The sequence below is a fragment of the Bacillus sp. L75 genome (assembly GCF_003676355.1).
Classification (GTDB): Bacteria; Bacillota; Bacilli; order Bacillales; family Bacillaceae; genus Bacillus; species Bacillus velezensis.
Genome location: NZ_ML064901.1, coordinates 533456 through 551309 on the forward strand (window position 1 = coordinate 533456; position 17854 = coordinate 551309).

Below are 17854 nucleotides of genomic sequence, written 5' to 3' on the forward strand. Positions count from 1 at the left end.
TGGCGCATTCTTATGATAGGATGGAGCTTTAATGAATAAGAGGACGTGACCCATTTGATAAAAATAAACCTTCCTGCTCCTGATGTAACCATTACGGAACGGCAGCAGTCACCGTCGGAGAATGAACCGGCGATTAAAGCGATTTACGGTTTCATTGATTTTCACCAAATTCCGAGAGACAAAGGCGGCATCTTTATGTTTTATAACATTCATGATGAGCTGCTGTTTGTCGGGAAAGCCCGTAAATTAAGACAAAGAATCAAAAAGCATTTTGAAGACAATGTGTCGCCTGTTAAACATCACAGGGACGAAGTGTATAAAATTGAAGTATGTGTCGTAAATGATCCGATGGAAAGGGAGATTTACGAAACGTACGCGATCAATACCCTTCAGTCGAAATACAACATTGAGAAAGTATTTTATAAATAAGAAAAACCGGAGCTTAAGGGCTCCGGTTTTCTTTATGTTTACAGTGCCAGCCACATCACGGCAATATGCACGATCAGCAGACAGTAAACGACGAGGAATAGCTGGACGACCTTTTTTCTGAATAACATGCAGATCATCATGAGCACGGGAAAAATCAGGACGCCGGCCGTTTTATTGATTGATGTATTCGGACGGTTCGACACGTCATAGTGAATGGCCATATCAGCAGGAAGAAACGGATAAAACACAATCGACAGAATAAAGGCGAGAACTACAGCTCCCCACAGCACTTTATCATTCATCAAAAACATATGAACACTCCCTTTTTTACATATAATAGTATATTAGTCCGAAAAATCTAATTTATCAATATTTTACCTGTTGATTGGTGTATAATCATGTCAATGAAATTTCCATACGCTAGGAGGGTTTCAATTGACTGACAAGAAGCAAACCAGCATGTTTTCATTCTTTCTTTTTATCATGGCCGCCTGGATCATCGTTTTGTTTTTTACCGTCATCGCGGCACTGCCAAGCTCCGCCATCCAATTAACCAAGCATCAATCCAAAACCGTTTCCATGATTTATCCGCAAAGCTGGGGATTTTTCAGTAAAGATCCGAGAGAAGACAGCTTGAATATCTATCTTCTTGATGCCGATGAGGAGCTCAGATGGCCGAATAATTCTCTGAAAAATGTCATCGGCTTAAACCGCTACGGCCGGACGCAAGGGATAGAGCTCGGCCTTATGCTGGAAAAGCTGCCTTCCAAAGAGAAGTGGAACGACTTCACGACTGGCCAAGACATTAAGGATACCACATTTTTGAAAATGAAAAATGAGTCTCCCTCCCCAAGGCTGAAAGGGAAAATGATCATTACATATGAACGCATTACCCCATGGGCATGGAGCCAGCATACCGAAACGAAAAGAACCATCCAAAAATACATCGGAGTGGATGTCAATTGATTCAGGATGCAAAAAAGCAGCTCACCTTATGGATGATGAAGAATCCGCCTTGGACAAATGTGTACGGGCTTGCCAGAAGCTTAATCGCGCTCGGCACGCTGCTGACATTGCTGTTCAATCCGGCGTCTGTCTTCTTCAAAACGCAAAATCAAATGCTCAGCTTTTCCGACACGTTCAGCCTGTTTCTGCTGTTTCCCGATTTCCGTTACATTGAGATCGTCAAAGCCGTTTGTATCTGTATGTTAATCCTTGTCGTCATTGGCTGGCGGCCCCGCCTCACCGGTTTTTTTCACTGGTGGATTTCGTACAGCTTCCAAAACTCCGCCGTTACTCTTGACGGGGGAGATCAAGTGGCTGCCGTTTTTACGTTGCTGCTGCTCCCGCTGACATTAACCGATCCGCGGAAATGGCACTGGTCTCCGTACGAGGCGTCTTTTGAGAAAAGGCCGCTTGAGCCTTATTACCGCTCCTTGTGCTGGGCGACGCTGACAATCATCAGAATACAGGTCGCAATGCTGTATTTTAACTCCGTCATTGCCAAACTGATGGAAGAAGAGTGGCAGAACGGAACTGCCGTTTATTACTATTTGAACGATCCGATGCTGGGTCTGCCGGATGCGCTTCACGGTCTGTTTGACTTTATCCTGCAGTCCAAGCTTGTCATCATCCCGACTTGGGGCACGCTTATTGTGCAAACCATTATGTTCTGCGCTTTGTTCGCTCCGAAAACATATTGGCGTCTGATATTGTTTATCTCCATTTTTATGCACGAAATCTTTGCCGTTATGCTGGGGCTTACCTCGTTTTCCATTACGGTGGCTGGTATTTTGGTCCTGTTTTTGGTGCCGGCAGAGAAAACAGTAGCTTTGAACCATTACAATCCCCTTTTTATCAGATACAATTTTTTCAATAAAAGGAAAAGGAGGAAATTATTTGGTTAAAAGCAAGAAGTCCGCAGCTGCCATGATGCTGGTGTTTGTTTTAATGGTCGCATTAGTCGGCCCGCATGCCGCGGCGAAAACTGAGCCGTCGGTCTCTTATTCGGGTGAAGACATTTTTTCCGGCATCTTTTTCGGACAAGGTGAGGTCGCAAAGCTCCTTCCTGAAGTATGGGATACCAAGGCTGTCAAAAAGATTGATCAGGATGAATTAAAGCAAGTTTCCGATCAGGTGATCGCTGATATTAAAAAGTCATCGCCGGATTATTTTAAAGAGTTGAAAGCGGCGGTCTACAGCGGCGATTATGAGAAAGTGAACAGCGTCATTGATCAAGGTTCGCAGATTATGGCGAAAGTGCTGAAAGAAGAGTTTGACAAAAAGAGCATGGACAAAGGAAAATCAACGGCCATCGGCCAATGCGCAACGGCTGTATGGGTATTTTTAAACGCGGCGGCCGCCATTGAGACGATCGCTCTTGCGGTAGCGGCCATCATTTTGACAGTAGCAAGCGTTGACGAAGATTCCGACTTAGGAAAAGAGCAGCTCATCGCTAATGTCGTTGACCGCATTAACGCGCAGCACTGAGGCTGAAGAAAGAAAACGCTAAGGAAACGAACCTTAGCGTTTTTTTGATTGAAGCATCTGTTTTAAATATGCTTCTGAATCAAAGCCGAGTTCCTCGTCGGCTTCTTTTTTCAGTTCAAGCTGAAGTCGCACGTACGTGTCATATTTCGGGCTGAGCTTTTGAAGAAGATTGCTGAAAGGCGATCCCGCCTTCAGCGCGGGCAGATCAGAAGCGGATTCTCCGACCTTGATCAGGCTTTCCCTGTATTCTTCATCTGTCTGCACTCTTTTCACAAGCTGAATGATGATGTTTTTATGAGTGTCCCAAGTGGCGGGGTCTCTCTCCAAAATCCGCTCGATAAATTGGTCATGCTGTACTTTGTGCTGCTGGAGCTGAGCCGGATCCTCCTTGCCGACCAGCTGCATCATCGGGTGTGCAGCCGGAACTTCTTCCATATCATCCAATACTTTAATAAGCTCCGCCCATATCGTTTTTTTCTCATCTGTATCAATAGAAAAGTCGAGGAACGGTTCAAACAGCGCGGCGATAAATTCTCCGAAATCTCCCGGGAACAGTTTTTTCAGCTGAAGTCCCATATACTTCGGTTCATCTATTTTGACCTCGCCGATATCATGCAGAATTGAATCGACATTTTCCGCATCTTCCACGCGCTTGATCAGCATTTCAGTCAGTTTCCGTTCCTGCTCAAGCTCTTCAATCTGCCGGCTGAGCTTTTGATGCTGCCGGCGCAGTATATCATGCAGACTGCTGCCCTCTAAGAGGAACGCTTTAATATCGCTTACAGACAGTGCCAGCATTCGGAGGGCGGCAATCATTTTCAGCGTATTCACGTTCTGAGCGGAATACTCACGGTATCCGTTATCAGGGTTTTTGCTGACGGTGATTAAACCTTCCTGCTCATAATATTTGATGGCTTTTTTCGTGAGACCCGTCTGCCTGGCGGCTTCTTTTATATTCATTCTGAATCACTCCCTGTTTTTCATTCTAAACGTGTCTCTAAGGGTCAGGTCAAGAGAGGGCGGGAAATAAGACGGGTTTATTTTATATTTTAGAAATTTCAGAAAATATGATTGACAACGCACCTTTGTTGCGATTAATATAACGTTATATAATGTTATATAACGTTATATAATAAAACACTGAGGAGTGAAGGATTTGAGTCAAACTGCCGCACAAGTGAATCACAAAGTTCAGGCTTTCTTGGATGATCTGAAAGGAAAAACGATTGACCACGTCTTTTTCGTCGCTTGCGGGGGTTCTTCAGCCATTATGTATCCGAGCAAGTACGTGTTTGACAGAGAGGCGAAAGCCATCAGCTCTGATCTCTACAGTTCAAATGAATTTATTCAGCGCAATCCCGTTCAGCTCGGAGAGAACTCTCTCGTGATTTTATGTTCTCAGTCAGGCAATACGCCGGAAACGGTGAAAGCCGCCGGTTTCGCCAGAAAAAAAGGCGCGCTTACGATTGCGATGACCTTTGAGCCTGATTCGCCGCTAGCGAAAGAAGCCGAATATGTCGCGGTGTATGACTGGGGTGAGAATGCACAGGCGATAAATACGAATTACGGGGTTCTGTATCAAATCGTGTTCGGCGCTTTACACGTGCTGGAAAACCATCCCGCGTTTGAGTCGGCGATCGACGGACTCAATAAGCTCCAGACCGTATATGACAAAGCGCTTAAACAAGAAGCGGATCACGCAAAGGCATTCGCGAAAGCCCACGAAAAAGAAGATATCATTTACACGATGGCAAGCGGTGCGAACTACGGCGTCGCTTACTCCTACAGCATCTGCATTCTCATGGAAATGCAATGGATTCATTCCCACGCCATTCATGCCGGAGAATATTTTCACGGACCGTTCGAAATCATTGATGAATCCGTTCCATTTATTATCCTGCTCGGCTTAGACGAAACAAGACCCCTTGAAGAGCGGGCGCTTTCCTTCTCAAAAAGATACGGCAAAAAACTGACTGTGCTTGATGCGGCAGCATATGATTTTTCCGGAATTGACGATTCTGTAAAAGGCTATCTGGCTCCTCTCGTATTAAACCGGGTGCTCAGAAGCTATGCGGATGCGCTGGCGGAAGCAAGGAACCATCCGTTAAGCCAGCGGCGTTACATGTGGAAAGTCGAATATTAAGAACGCGCATTATATTTCACCGGACTATAATGATATATAACGTTATAGTCCGGTGACAAAGGAGGAAAAGCATCTGAAAAAGCTCATCTGCCTGTTCGTTCTGTTAGCCGTATGTCTGTCAGCCGCCGCCTGTTCAAGCCAAAGCAGTTCCTCTGACGGAAAAGTGACTCTGAAGTTTTTTCACAGGTGGCCGAAGGAGCCGGAAAAAAGCTATTTTGAAGAAGCGGTCAAAGAATTTGAAGCCGCTCATCCGGATATTCATATCCAAACGGAAGCGGTCTTAAACGATTCTTATAAAGACAAGGTGAAAGTCATGCTCGGAACAACGAGCCCCCCTGATATTTTCTTTTCATGGAGCGACCGGTTTGCTTATAAATTCATCAAAGGAGATAAAGCCCTCGATCTGTCGTCTTACTATCAGCAGGATAAAGATTGGTCCTCACAGCTTGTGCAGTCACAAATCAAACCTTTTACGCATGACGGAAAACAGTACGGTGTTCCGTGGCAAATGGACGCTAAATCATTCTTTTATAATAAGGACATTTTTAATTCATTACATTTGAAGCCCCCGGCGACATGGGATGAACTGATCACAGTCTCTGAGAAATTGAAAGAGAACGGATATATTCCGATCAGTTTCGGCACAAAAGCGCCTTGGACCATTTCTCATTATATCGGGACGCTGAACCAGCGTATGGTGGATGAAAAAACGCGGGCGAAGGATTACAGCCCGGAAACCGGGGAGTTTACGGACGAAGGCTATGTCAAAGCGCTTGAAAAGCTTCAGGAACTTCTGCCGTACTTTACAAAGCACGTGAACTCCGTTGATCACGAATACGTGCGCCAGCAGTTTACGAGCGGCAAAGCGGCGATGATTTATGCGGAAACGGCAGAAATTAAGCTCGTCGAACCGGTCAATCTGGGCTTGTTTCCTTTCCCGAAAATCAGCGGCGAAAAGGGATCTCCCCGTGCACTGACCGGATCTCCGGAAGGATTTATGATTTCCTCAAAAACGAAGCACCCGAAAGAAGCCATGGAATTTCTTCAGTTTTTAACCTCGAAAAAAATGGGAGAGAAGCTGATAAAAGACGTCGGTAAATACAGCGCGGTTCAGGGAACGGCGACAGAAAACAATTCCACCCCGATCCAGCGTGAAGCCGTGCAGGATATCGTCCGCGCCGAAACAATGGTGCCGTGGTTTGATATGGATGTTGACGTTGAAATCGCCGATGTGTATGCGGCAGGCGTTCAGCAGATGCTCGGCGGCACAATGACACCGCGCGAGGTGATGAATTCCGTGCAGAAAGCGGCGCGTCAAGTCAAAGCGTCATCTGAATAGAACAGATTTCTTTGGAGAAAGGAGATGAGGATTTCCTTGGTCAGCCGAAAACGTTTCATTCCGTATCTGTTTCTCGCGCCCGCGCTGATTTTTCTGCTGTTCGTTTACATTCCGATTATTGAGAATGTGTTTTTCAGTCTGTTTGAATGGAGCTCATTTCAACCCGAAAAGACGTTTATCGGTTTGAAAAATTATATTGACCTGTTTCACGATCCCGTATTTTTTACAGCGCTCCGCAACAATGTGCTGTATGCGGTCATATCGCTGATTTGCCAGGTTGGCGGCGGCTTAATTCTGGCGGCCGTGCTGGAAGACAGATTGGTAAGAAAATGGTCGCCGTTTTTCCGCACGGTCTTTTTTCTTCCGGTCGTCATTTCCATGACCGTCATTGCGCTGTTGTTTGATTTTATTTATAACCCGGAAATCGGGCTTTTGAATCAGCTGCTGGAAGCCGTCGGACTTGATGAACTGACCCGGGCGTGGCTGGGCGATGAAAACACCGCTATGCTGTCTGTCATTTTTGTGTCTCAATGGCAGTCTGTCGGTTACATCGCCATGCTGTACATTGTCTCGATTCAGAGCATTCCTGCTGAATTATATGAATCGGCGCAGCTGGACGGAGCCGGAAAAATCCAGCAGTTTTTTCACATTACGGTGCCGCAGACGAAAGAAATGTCGTTTGTTGCTGTGGTGATGACGCTGACCGGCGCATTTACCGTATTTAATGAACCGTATATTCTGACCGGCGGAGGTCCGGGCAATGCTTCAGAAGTGCTGAGCACATTTTTGTATAAGAGCGCTTTTACAAAGGATATGATGGGCTACGCTTCTGCGATCGCGACGGTGGTGCTTTTGCTGACGCTTGCTCTGTCGCTTATTCAGATGAAATTCTTTAAGACCGGAAAGGAGGAGTAGCCGATGCTTCCTGAAAAGACGGACTTGCGTCATGCCCGTCAGGCCGTCAGAACAGGCGGAAAACCGAGAAAATGGTATGTCGGGGAAACGTCTGTGTGGCTGTTTCTCTTTATCTACCTCATTGCCGTTGCTTATCCGCTGTTATGGATGGCGGTCAGCGCCTTTAAAAGCTCGGATGAGATTTTTGAGCACAGCTGGTCGCTGCCCTCTGTCTGGCATCCCGAAAACTTCGTATCCGCATGGAACCAAGGGATTTCCGCTTATTTTATGAACAGTGTCATTGTGACCGTGCTGACTTGTCTCATCACCGTATTTGTGAGCGCCTGGGCGGCATACGGGCTGGCCCGTTTTCAATTTAAAGGAAAAGGGTTTGTGCTGATCATTTGTCTTGGCGGCTTGATGCTGACGCCGCAGGTCAGTCTTGTGCCGCTGTACTCCATTATCCAGTCATTGGGACTGTACAATACGTATTGGGCATTGATTCTTCCGTACGCCGCCTACCGTATTCCGTTTACCGTGATTCTGATCCGTTCCTATTTTTTGTCGATCTCCAAAGAGCTTGAGGAAGCTGCCTATCTGGATGGATGTACAAGTTTCGGAATATTTTTCAGAATATTCTTACCTATGAGCGTGCCGATTCTGGTGACATCAGGCATTTTGACGGCTTACCATACATGGAATGAGTTTATGTTTGCGATTATTTTTATCGATGATGAAAATTTACGGACGATTCCGGCCGGGCTGATGCAGTTCAGAGATGCGCTGCAGACGGATTGGGGCGTGCTGCTGGCCGGGCTGACGATTTCTGCTGCTCCGATCATCGCGCTGTTTCTATTGATGCAGAGATATTTTATCCGCGGCATTGCTGCGGGAAGCGTGAAAGGATAAGGAGGATGAAAAGATGAAACTGATAGCGGCCGGAGATAATGTAGTAGATTATTATCAGGATCAGGAGACGTTTTACCCGGGCGGAAATGCGTTAAACGTAGCCGTGCTTGCCCGGCGCTTAGGCCACGAAACTTCTTATATCGGGATTCTCGGCAGTGATGAAGCGGCGGATCACGTATTGAATGTGCTGAAACTGGAAAAGGTGAATGCCGATCTGATCCGCCGGGCATACGGAGAAAACGGGATGGCGGTCGTCACGCTTGATGAAAGAGGGGACAGGATATTTGCCGGATCAAATAAAGGCGGCGTGCAATCGCGTCTGACGCTCGCTTTTCAGGAGAATGACATCTCATTTATCGCCGGACATGATCTGCTGCATACGAGCGTATACAGCAGGATAGAACGTGACCTCCCGATGCTGAGCGGCCATGTGCCGATTTCCTTTGACTTCTCTGTAAAACGTGACGAAGCCTATTTAGAAGCGGTCTGTCCGTACGTGACGTATGCGTTTTTTTCCGGGAGTGATTTGAGTGAAAGTGAATGTATGCGGCTTGCCGAAAAAGCCCGCGGTTTCGGAGCGAAAATCGTCTGTCTGACAAGGGGGGAATATGGCGCGGTGTTATCGGATGGGGAACGCGTCTATCATCAGCCGGTGGTAAGAGCTGATATAATAGATACATTGGGCGCGGGTGATTCTTTTATCGCCGGGTTTCTTACCGATTTCTTCGAGCATCAGGATATTCGGCGAGCGCTTACTGCGGCCGCCGGGACGGCTGCCAAAACATGCGGAGGGTTCGGAGCGTTCGGTTACGGGCATCCCTACAGGCCGGGCGGCGGGAAAAGCAGTGAAAAAACGAGAATACGATAAGCATTGTCTCGTTTTTTATACTTGTTACGCATAGGGACTGTTAATGGTAAACGTAACGCGGTCGGTATGCATTAAAAACAGCGAGCTGTATATCGGCTTGTCTTTTGACATAAATGCGGTTTTGTCAATTTCAAAAAGCGCATCCCCGATATCACAAGCCAGATAGCGGCTTTCTTCCTGCTTGGCGTATACGACATTTAACAGCTTCGTATTATGGGTGGGCACCACCTGATAGTGCTGTTTCAAAATGTCATGCATCGACACGCCGCCTTTAATATGCTTGCCGATGTCGGGAAATAAACTGAGCGGATAGTGGGCGATTTCGAATGAGAGCGGCTGGTCGTCGTGAAATAAAATGCGTTTTAATTCAAGAACGGGACTTTCGGAAGCGACGCGAAGTTTTTGGGCGATGGATTTAGGCGCTTCAATGGTTTCATGGGAAAGGATCTGGTGTTTCGGTTTTTTCCCCGTTGATTCCATAAATTCTGAGTAGCCGTTGACCGCGATGAGCTCCCGCTTCAGTTTAGGGCTTTTAACGAACGTTCCCTTTCCCTGCTGCCGGACGAGCCAGCCTTCTTCCACAAGATCAAGGATGGCCTTCCTGACCGTTATGCGGCTGACGTTGTACGTTTCGCACAGCTCATTTTCGGTCGGCAGTTTTACGGACGGCGAATAAACGCCCTTCTTGATATCGTCCGCGATAATTTGTTTCAGCTGAATATATAAAGGTTTCGAGCTCCCGTTATTTAACAATGGGACGGACCTCCTTTGTCAAGTAGTAGTACTATTATATGTATTATGACGTTATAATACAAATTTGCTTTTCATTTATGAATCTGTCAGAAACCCCGAACATTTTTAACATAACAGAAAGATGTGGCGGTTTCCAGTATTGGAGGAGGTTTCGAATGGCATCATTAACATTTGACCATATCAAAAAAACATACGGCGCCCAATCGGCGGCAGTGAAGGATTTTCACTTAGATGTAAAAGATGAGGAGCTGCTGGTGCTTGTCGGGCCCTCCGGCTGCGGCAAATCTACGACACTCAGAATGATTGCCGGACTGGAGAGCATTTCTGAAGGGAAGCTTTATATCGATGGAGACGCGGTGAACGATCTGCCCCCGAAGGATCGCGATATCGCGATGGTTTTTCAGAATTACGCGCTGTATCCCCACATGACGGTGTTTGATAATATGGCGTTCGGTTTGAAGCTCAGAAAGCTGCCGAAAAAAGAAATCGCAGAGCGAGTCCGGACGGCCGCTGATATTTTGGAAATCGGGCATCTGCTCAAGCGGAAACCGAAGGCTCTTTCAGGCGGACAGCGGCAGCGGGTTGCGCTCGGCCGGTCGATCGTGCGGGAGCCGAAAGTGTTTCTGATGGACGAGCCGCTTTCCAACTTAGATGCGAAATTGCGAGTGACGATGCGCGCCGAAATCAGCAAGCTCCATCAGCGTTTGAAAGCGACCATCGTTTATGTGACGCATGATCAGACGGAAGCGATGACAATGGGCGACCGGATTGTCGTGATGAATGAAGGAGATATTCAGCAGGCCGCAAGCCCCCATGAGATTTATCATTATCCGGCGAATCTGTTTGTGGCGGGTTTTATCGGTTCTCCGAGTATGAATTTTATAAAAGGCGTCATTGAAGAAAGTCACGGGCAATGGTATTTTGCCGGTTCGTCCGTTCGTCTGCCCATTCCGAAAGAAAAAGCGGCCGTTCTTGTGCAGAAAGGATACAGCGGTAAGGAGATGATTGCGGGGCTGCGTCCGGAGCATTTGACGCTTGCCGGACAATCAGAGCACCCGCCTGAAGCGGTGTGCCGCGCTGTGGCGGAAGTATGTGAAAACTTAGGCGCGGAGATGTACGTTCATGCGGTGAGCGGAGATGACCGCATGACGATCCGTCTTGACGGCGCTTCACAGGTGAAACCCGGCGATGCCATTCTGCTTGCGGTCAATATGAACCGGGCCGTCTTTTTTGATGCCGACACTGAAAACGCCGTATATTGAAAAAGGGAGCCTGATGATCGGGGCTCCCTTATCACTTCTTATGATACGATTACCAGATTTCGTCCGCCCATTCCGGATGGTCGATAAACGGATTGCGGTTATGCTGATAGTCTTCGTAAATGATTTCGTTCCGCCGTTTTTCCTTACTGTCGACGGGGTCTTGTTGATTCCATTTGAGCAAAACGGACAGTTTTCCCATGTAAGGAGCTGAGCCGTTTCCGGTTTTATCATTCAGCTCAAGGTCGGGATACCCGTCTTCTCCTTCATAACGCACCGCCATGTAAAACAGCATGCGGGCGACGTCTCCTTTAACCTCATCGCGCGGCTCCCAGGAATCGCCGTCGTAATAATTGCCCGGCGCTTTCGGGTATTCTGAGCCGCCGTTATCAAAATCCATATTTCCTCTGGCACTGTTCACCTGAACGTCTGCAGGGCGCAGATGATGAATGTCCGTCCCGGGGCCGGCAGCTGTTCCGAAGTTTCCGTGTGACTTTGCCCACACGTGTTCGCGGTTCCAGTCCCCGGCGCTGCCGCCGTTTTTACTTTTGGCCCGTGATTCCTGGGTGTAGAGCAAGATGACATTGTTCGGGTTTGCCGGATCTTCGTCAGTTTCCTTCAATGCATTCCATACTTGGCTGTAAGACAGCTTTGTATGTCCGCTGATGATGCGGTGCAGGGCGCTCTTTAAGGCCGTTCCGCTTTTTCCGGAAGCTTCTTTGTAATATGTGTCCGTATCCGCAGACGGAGTGATGACAGCTGAGGCAGTTTGCGGAAAAAGAGTTGTGTCGCCGGCAGTTGAAACCGCCATCCGGCTGTACAGATTCGTGTCAGCCGGCGCGCCCGCAGAGGCTGACGGCGCGGCCCATCCAAAAATGAAAAACAGGCAGACAATCGGCAGAAACCAAAGTTTTTTTGTCATGACTTGCCCTCCTTTACCTCTATTATCTGAAAAATAAATCTACTATTCTATCTTTTTTGAAAAATGGTTCCTTCGGCTTATTGGTCAAAGTATCCGGAAAATCATTGATTTTTTGGAAGATAAGATAATGAACTCGTTATGCGCTCCTTCTATAATGAAGATCATCTTGTCAGTTTTTCAGTTTAAAAGGAGGGCGTGTATGGAACATCAGCAGCTTTCGGCGGCGAATATCGGGATTTCCGATGACATACAATGGCTGTCTCAATTCGGCGCTTCCGCTTCCGGCGGAGTGACGAGGCTTTTATATACGAAAGAATGGATGGACGCCCAGCTTGCCGTCAAAAAGAAAATGGAGGCGTTCGGGCTGGAAACGGCATTTGACGATGTCGGAAACGTGTTCGGCCGGCTGAACGGCACAGAATCGCCTGATGAGGTGATTCTGACCGGGTCGCATATTGACACCGTTATTGACGGCGGCAAATATGACGGTGCGTTCGGCGTGCTGGCGGGCATGCTGGCGATCCGTCATTTGCATGAGACGTGCGGGCGTCCGAAAAAAACGCTGGAGGCTGTGTCGCTCTGTGAAGAGGAAGGGAGCCGTTTTCCCATCACCTATTGGGGCTCCGGCAATATCACCGGTGCTTTCACGCTTTCAAATGCGGAAACGCCGAAAGACGCGTCTGGCATTTCTCTGAAAGAAGCCATGCGGCAGAACGGCTTCGGTGCAGGCCGTTATCCAGCACCGCTGCGCACCGATATTAGTGCCTTTCTGGAAATTCATATTGAACAGGGGCAAACGCTTGAACGATCGGGAAAGGATATCGGGATTGTCACCGGGATTGCCGGACAGAGACGCTATACCGTTACGCTTGACGGTGAATGCAACCATGCCGGCACCACTTCAATGAAATGGCGGAAAGACCCGCTCGCGGCGGGAAGCAGCATCATCCACGAACTGATGCTTTCAGCGGAAAGACAGCCGGAAGAGCTCCGTCTGACGTGCGGGAAAATGACGGTTGAACCGAATATGGCGAATGTCATTCCGGGCCGTATCCAGTTTTCCGTTGATATTCGCCACCGGCAGGAAGACGTGCTGGCAGCCTTCCATCAGAAACTGGCGTCGATTGTTGAAAACATCAGCCGCAGCAAAGGAGTCAGGCCCATTATTGATGAATATATGAGGATAGAGCCGGTTCAAATGAATCAGACACTGACGCGTACCGCAGCGGAGGCTGCAAAAGAACTGGGGGCGGACCCGGAGAAAATCGTAAGCGGAGCGGGACATGACGCCCAGATGCTCGGCAGAACCTTTCCGGCCTGCATGCTGTTTGTACCGAGCCGTGGCGGGATCAGCCACTCGCCGCTTGAATTCACACCCGTACATCAGCTTGAAACCGGCGTCCTTACGCTGGCGAATGTATTACATAAACTTGCCTATTAACGTAAAGGGGGAATCGGCGTGCCGACCAGAAAAGAATTGTGCATTCCGCAAAGAACGATTATGACACCGGGACCGACAGAAGCTGAACCGAGAGTGCTGAGGGCGATGGGCGCTCCGATCATCGGCCAGTTTGACCCGGCATTTACCGGCATCATGAACGAAACGATGCAAATGCTCCGTGAATTGTTTCAAACGGAAAACCGCTGGGCCTATCCGATTGACGGTACATCAAGAGCGGGGATTGAGGCTGTTCTCGCAAGTGTGATAGAGCCGGGCGACAGCGTGCTCGTTCCGATATACGGACGCTTCGGATACCTGCTGACTGAAATCGCCGAGCGGTACGGAGCGGACGTTCATACGATCGAGTGTGAATGGGGAACGGTCTTCCGGCCTGAAGAGATTATCAGCGAGATGAAAAAGATTTCCCCGAAAATCGTCGCTATGGTGCACGGAGAAACATCAACGGGGCGGATTCACCCGCTGAAAGAAATCGGGGAAGCGTGCCGCGCCCAAGACGCACTCTTTATCGTGGATGCCGTGGCCACGATTGGCGGATGCGCCGTAAAAACGGATGAATGGAAGATTGACGCAGTCATCGGGGGAACGCAAAAATGCCTATCGGTCCCTTCCGGAATGGCGCCGATTACTTATAATGACCGGACGGCAGCTGTCATTGCCGCGCGTAAAAAGGTAGAACGGGGCATTGCGACGGCAGCTGACGGCAAAAGGCTGTCCGGTCATCGGCCGGTTATGAGCAACTATTTTGATCTGAGCCAGCTCGAAGATTATTGGAGTGAAAGAAGGCTGAATCACCATACAGAAGCGACAGCAATGCTTTATGCGCTGCGGGAGGGTGTGCGCCTTGTCCTGGAAGAAGGACTTGAAGAACGGTTCCGCAGGCATCGGCGTCATGAAAAAGCGCTTACGGCGGGACTTGCAGCGATGGGCCTTGATTTATTCGGCGATCCGGAGGCGAAGCTGCCTGTCGTCACATGCGTGAAGATTCCGCCGGAAGCAGACGGCGAATCGATCAGAAGGATGCTTTTGTCTCAATTCGGAATTGAAATCGCCAGCTCGTTCGGTCCGCTGCAGGGGAAAATTTGGCGAATCGGAACGATGGGCTACAGCTGCAGAAAGGAAAATGTGCTGTTTGTGCTGGCTGGACTTGAAGCGGTTCTGATCAGACACGGAGTTTCAGTTAAAGCCGGGGAAGCGCTGCAGGCGACCCTTAACATATATGATCTGCCGGCTGAAACCGTTGTGCGGTCATGAGACATGAAAACGAGATTGAAATCATCTGGACTTTTTTCCCTTTTCCCCGTTATACTGAATGGTATAAAAAATGACAAATATGGAATGATCATCTGTTTGTCTGGGGAGAAGGTAAGAAATCATGGCGTACATGGGCCGATTGTCAATTTTAATGCTGAATATGTTTATTGCGATGCTTGGAATCGGATTGATTATTCCGATTATGCCCGCATATATTACCGAATTCGGAGCGACGGGGAGCACGATGGGTCTGCTTGTTGCATCGGCGGGGCTTACACAGCTTTTATTTGCGCCTATTGCCGGGGAAATAACCGACAAATACGGACGGCGGAAACTGATTATTTTCGGCATTGCCGCCTTTGCCGTGTCACAATTGATCTTCGCTTTTGCAGGAAGCCTGTGGCAATTGTTCGCATCCCGCCTTTTGGGCGGAATGGGCGCGGCGTTTTTAATGCCGTCAATGTTCGCTTACATTGCGGATATTACGACCGAGGAAGAACGCGGGAAAGGAATGGGGCTGTTCAGCGCGGCGATGACGCTCGGTGTCGTCATCGGACCCGGTGTCGGAGGCTATTTGGTTCATTACGGCATGTCTGTGCCGTTCATCGTGTCCGCAAGTCTCGCCTGCTTTTCAACGGTGCTTTCATTTTTCTTTCTGCCCGAAACGCTGGGACGTGAAAAGCAGCTGGAAGCCCGGGCAAAAACGGAAAAACGTGAGCATCTGTTTAAGCAAATGTCACGCGCGCTCAAATCGCCGTTCGCGTTTATGCTGATTCTGGTTTTTGTGCTGAACTTCGGAATTATGAACTTTGAATCCGTTTTCGGCCTTTACGTTGACCATAAACACGGATTTAAAGCGTCTGATATTGCCTTTATTATTACGGCTGCGGGTCTCATCGGCGTGTTTGTGCAGGCGGTCGGCGTCAGTTATCTCGTCCGCAGGTTCGGGGAAAAACGCGTCATTAACGTGACGTTGATCGGGGCTGCTGCAGGACTTGTGTGGTGCCGGTTTGCGGGTTCATATTGGGCCGTTTTTGCCGCGGCAATCTTTTTCCTGACGCTGACATCGCTGCTCCGGCCGGCGGTTAATACGATGCTGTCGAAGCTCGCCGGTGACCAGCAGGGGTTTGCCGGAGGGATGAACACCTCATTCATCAGCTTAGCGAATATCGCCGGACCGTCAGCCGCCGGTTTTCTCTTTGATGTAAATATGGAATTTCCGTATATGCTGGGAGCGGCCATTCTCGCCATCAGTTTTCTGGCCGCGCTTGGCTGGGGCAAAAAGACACAGACCCGGCCGTTCACGCAGCAAGGATAGAATCAAAAGCCTCCGGGTATCCGGAGGCTTTTTGCTGATTGCCGTTTATTCTTTGGCTCTGCATCTCTGAAATTGCAGAGATGCGCATAGAAGGAAAATCATATCGAACGCCATTGTGAATTATAGGGAAATCAGTTGTTCCATATGCTCAAGCGCGAATGGAAACCGGAACAGGTGTAGATAAAGGAAAACCAGCTTTATCGCTTGACGAGTCTGACGAATTTGATGCCGGAAGTTGATCAAAAAAGAAGGCAGTCAGGCGGGGACATCATTGAGCGGAAAATGCTGAGAAGGAAAAAGCAGTGGTTTGGAACTTGCTGTTTCGTATGCAGAGGGAGAGCATTCTGATAAAACGGGTCATTGAAATAATACGAACTGTTCAGATGGGGTCTATTGGTGTATTACGGAGTGGCGGTCTTATAAAACCTCTCTCGGGTGATTTTGTGATGGTTCCCCTGCACGAATTTTGCAGGCTAAAACCCGCAATTAGGCCAACACACAATTATGCAAGAGACAATCATCTAAAAAGGGTGTCGGTAAGTACAATATGGTGTACGGAAAAGGAGTTGAAAATGTTGTATTATTACCCGTCATTCCATTTGTATCAGCGGCAAGAATTTAATTCTTATCCATGGGCCCATCAATTGACCCATTCAGGGAGCTCCACCTATGTTTCCGCGCGCCCTCCTTTTTATAATTCTCCATGTTACAGAGAGTGCATAAGAAGCGGAGCGGATAGTTATTTCTGCTGCTATATCTGCGGTTTTTGTTAAAAAGAAAGACTTATAGAAGTAAGTGATCTTTCCAAGATGACAGTGAGACCATTATCCAGACAGCCATTAGCCAACATACGAAGCTTCATTACGATTCACGGAGGGGAAGCGCCCCTCCTTTTTTGGAAATTTTATAAAATCCCCTTGCACGGCCCGTCAGAAGTGGTATTTGGTCTTGATGTGTTCGACTGTTGGTATTGACAAAGAATTCAAGATACCAGGAAGCAGCGAAACTTGTATGTATCAGCGAGACACAAAGTTTTCCGCCGCTGAGCGGGTTAGTTCTCACTGCGTTCTATCTCCTGTAGTAGATAACGAGATTTTGGGGCTGTCTGCTGAAGAAAAAGAAGAGATTCGCAGTGAAGTCTTAGCAAACATGGAATAAAATAGTATAATATCCTCATTACTTTTACGAAATGAGGGAAGTTATGGATTGGTTGGAGTTTTGGTCATCAGTAATAAAATCTATTGCCTGGCCTATTATTGTTTTGATAGCAGTGTTTTTTTTGAGAAAGCCCGTTACTCAATTAATTGAAAAAATAGCTGAATGGAAGCTAGCTACACTTAAATATGGAGATTTTGAAGCAACATTTAGTCAAGGTCTTCAAAAAGTCGAGTCAGAGTTAGATGAGTCTGATACTAGCGGCAGTTCTGAGCCTGACGATTCTCAAACAAATAAAGAGCCTTCTTTAATTCAGATACTAATATCAATATGATAGCTAGAGAAGCTCCTTACTTAGCAGTTGTCCTATCTTGGGTTTTGGTTGAGCATGAACTAGACGCTGCTATGGCAAGAGTAGGTTTTGATAGTGATACACTTAAGGGGAAATTTGTAACTGCAAAATTAAAAATGAGGTACCTTATTGAAAATAAATATTTAGACAAGAGTTATTATGATGCTTTTAGTGACCTGTTACGTTTAAAAAACGTAGCTTCACACGAATATAAAGAAGCTAAAAACATTAGTTACTATGATTCTATGAAATATAACAAATTAACAAAAAAAATAATCAAAGGGCTCAAAGATATAGCTCCTTTTTAAAG

18 protein-coding genes and 2 pseudogenes are annotated in these 17854 nt (G+C 47.7%); 16 read left to right on the forward strand and 4 right to left on the reverse strand.

Annotation, left to right across the window (positions count from 1 at the left end; all coding sequences use genetic code 11):
* The first annotated feature begins 54 nt into the window (after window positions 1–54).
* Window positions 55–429 carry a nucleotide excision repair endonuclease gene (locus tag D5S11_RS02795; protein WP_007410094.1) on the forward strand — a complete coding sequence of 125 codons (375 nt, stop codon included), beginning with the start codon at window positions 55–57 and terminating at the stop codon, window positions 427–429.
* A 38-nt stretch (window positions 430–467) separates the two neighbouring features.
* Here the strand turns inward: D5S11_RS02795 and D5S11_RS02800 are convergent, their stop codons facing one another.
* Entirely contained in the window at window positions 468–740 is a 273-nt protein-coding gene (locus D5S11_RS02800) for a DUF1648 domain-containing protein (RefSeq protein WP_007410095.1), read from the reverse strand.
* Between the two features lie 124 nt (window positions 741–864).
* Between D5S11_RS02800 and D5S11_RS02805 the strand changes: the two genes are divergently transcribed.
* From D5S11_RS02805 to D5S11_RS02815, 3 genes and pseudogenes are all read left to right on the forward strand, one after another.
* Window positions 865–1395: an SdpA family antimicrobial peptide system protein gene (locus D5S11_RS02805; RefSeq protein WP_007410096.1), complete on the forward strand. Its 531-nt coding sequence runs from the start codon at window positions 865–867 to the stop codon at window positions 1393–1395.
* Window positions 1396–1427: 32 nt separating this feature from the next.
* Window positions 1428–2244: pseudogene (locus tag D5S11_RS02810) on the forward strand (sporulation-delaying protein SdpB family protein); the annotation flags it as partial.
* Window positions 2245–2328: 84 nt separating this feature from the next.
* On the forward strand, window positions 2329–2919 hold the full coding sequence (locus D5S11_RS02815; protein ID WP_007410098.1) for a sporulation delaying protein family toxin: 591 nt from the start codon (window positions 2329–2331) through the stop codon (window positions 2917–2919).
* Window positions 2920–2952: 33 nt separating this feature from the next.
* Here D5S11_RS02815 and D5S11_RS02820 read toward each other — a convergent pair whose 3' ends face one another.
* Complete coding sequence (locus tag D5S11_RS02820) at window positions 2953–3879, reverse strand: MerR family transcriptional regulator (protein WP_039063594.1); 927 nt, start codon at window positions 3877–3879, stop codon at window positions 2953–2955.
* A gap of 196 nt (window positions 3880–4075) precedes the next feature.
* Here D5S11_RS02820 and D5S11_RS02825 point away from each other — a divergent pair, with 196 nt between their 5' ends.
* The 5 genes from D5S11_RS02825 (at window position 4076) to D5S11_RS02845 (ending at window position 9072) form a co-directional block, all read left to right on the forward strand.
* On the forward strand, window positions 4076–5062 hold the full coding sequence (locus D5S11_RS02825; protein ID WP_007410100.1) for an SIS domain-containing protein: 987 nt from the start codon (window positions 4076–4078) through the stop codon (window positions 5060–5062).
* Between the two features lie 73 nt (window positions 5063–5135).
* Window positions 5136–6401 (forward strand): ABC transporter substrate-binding protein, encoded by a 1266-nt coding sequence (locus D5S11_RS02830; protein WP_032865287.1) that lies wholly within the window; start codon window positions 5136–5138, stop codon window positions 6399–6401.
* A gap of 24 nt (window positions 6402–6425) precedes the next feature.
* Window positions 6426–7316 (forward strand): carbohydrate ABC transporter permease, encoded by an 891-nt coding sequence (locus D5S11_RS02835; protein ID WP_012118373.1) that lies wholly within the window; start codon window positions 6426–6428, stop codon window positions 7314–7316.
* Window positions 7317–7319: 3 nt separating this feature from the next.
* Window positions 7320–8204, forward strand: coding sequence for a carbohydrate ABC transporter permease (locus D5S11_RS02840; RefSeq protein WP_003151895.1), 885 nt, complete (start codon window positions 7320–7322; stop codon window positions 8202–8204).
* Between the two features lie 13 nt (window positions 8205–8217).
* Window positions 8218–9072, forward strand: a complete 855-nt coding sequence (locus D5S11_RS02845; protein WP_032867112.1) for a PfkB family carbohydrate kinase — start codon at window positions 8218–8220, stop codon at window positions 9070–9072.
* Window positions 9073–9096: 24 nt separating this feature from the next.
* On the opposite strand, the gene frlR is transcribed toward D5S11_RS02845, so the two are convergent.
* On the reverse strand, window positions 9097–9825 hold the full coding sequence (gene frlR, locus D5S11_RS02850) for a transcriptional regulator FrlR (protein ID WP_020956300.1): 729 nt from the start codon (window positions 9823–9825) through the stop codon (window positions 9097–9099).
* Between the two features lie 155 nt (window positions 9826–9980).
* Between frlR and D5S11_RS02855 the strand changes: the two genes are divergently transcribed.
* The gene (locus D5S11_RS02855) at window positions 9981–11087 is read left to right on the forward strand and encodes an ABC transporter ATP-binding protein (protein ID WP_032867113.1); all 1107 of its coding nucleotides are present in this window, start codon (window positions 9981–9983) and stop codon (window positions 11085–11087) included.
* A 49-nt stretch (window positions 11088–11136) separates the two neighbouring features.
* Here the strand turns inward: D5S11_RS02855 and D5S11_RS02860 are convergent, their stop codons facing one another.
* On the reverse strand, window positions 11137–12006 hold the full coding sequence (locus D5S11_RS02860) for an endonuclease I family protein (protein ID WP_108724743.1): 870 nt from the start codon (window positions 12004–12006) through the stop codon (window positions 11137–11139).
* Window positions 12007–12205: 199 nt separating this feature from the next.
* Here D5S11_RS02860 and allC point away from each other — a divergent pair, with 199 nt between their 5' ends.
* From allC to D5S11_RS02890, 6 genes and pseudogenes are all read left to right on the forward strand, one after another.
* Window positions 12206–13447 (forward strand): allantoate deiminase, encoded by a 1242-nt coding sequence (gene allC / locus D5S11_RS02865; RefSeq protein WP_108724744.1) that lies wholly within the window; start codon window positions 12206–12208, stop codon window positions 13445–13447.
* A gap of 18 nt (window positions 13448–13465) precedes the next feature.
* Entirely contained in the window at window positions 13466–14719 is a 1254-nt protein-coding gene (locus D5S11_RS02870) for a pyridoxal-phosphate-dependent aminotransferase family protein (RefSeq protein WP_108724745.1), read from the forward strand.
* Window positions 14720–14840: 121 nt separating this feature from the next.
* The gene (locus D5S11_RS02875; protein ID WP_072589538.1) at window positions 14841–16037 is read left to right on the forward strand and encodes an MFS transporter; all 1197 of its coding nucleotides are present in this window, start codon (window positions 14841–14843) and stop codon (window positions 16035–16037) included.
* 966 nt (window positions 16038–17003) lie between these two features.
* A pseudogene (locus tag D5S11_RS20155) lies at window positions 17004–17195 on the forward strand (hypothetical protein); the annotation flags it as partial.
* A gap of 43 nt (window positions 17196–17238) precedes the next feature.
* A complete protein-coding gene (locus D5S11_RS02885) occupies window positions 17239–17526 on the forward strand; it encodes a hypothetical protein (RefSeq protein ID WP_032867125.1) in 288 nt (95 codons plus the stop codon).
* Window positions 17523–17852, forward strand: coding sequence for a hypothetical protein (locus D5S11_RS02890; RefSeq protein WP_032867128.1), 330 nt, complete (start codon window positions 17523–17525; stop codon window positions 17850–17852). Before D5S11_RS02885 ends, D5S11_RS02890 begins: the two co-directional genes overlap by 4 nt.
* The last annotated feature ends 2 nt before the right edge of the window (window positions 17853–17854 follow it).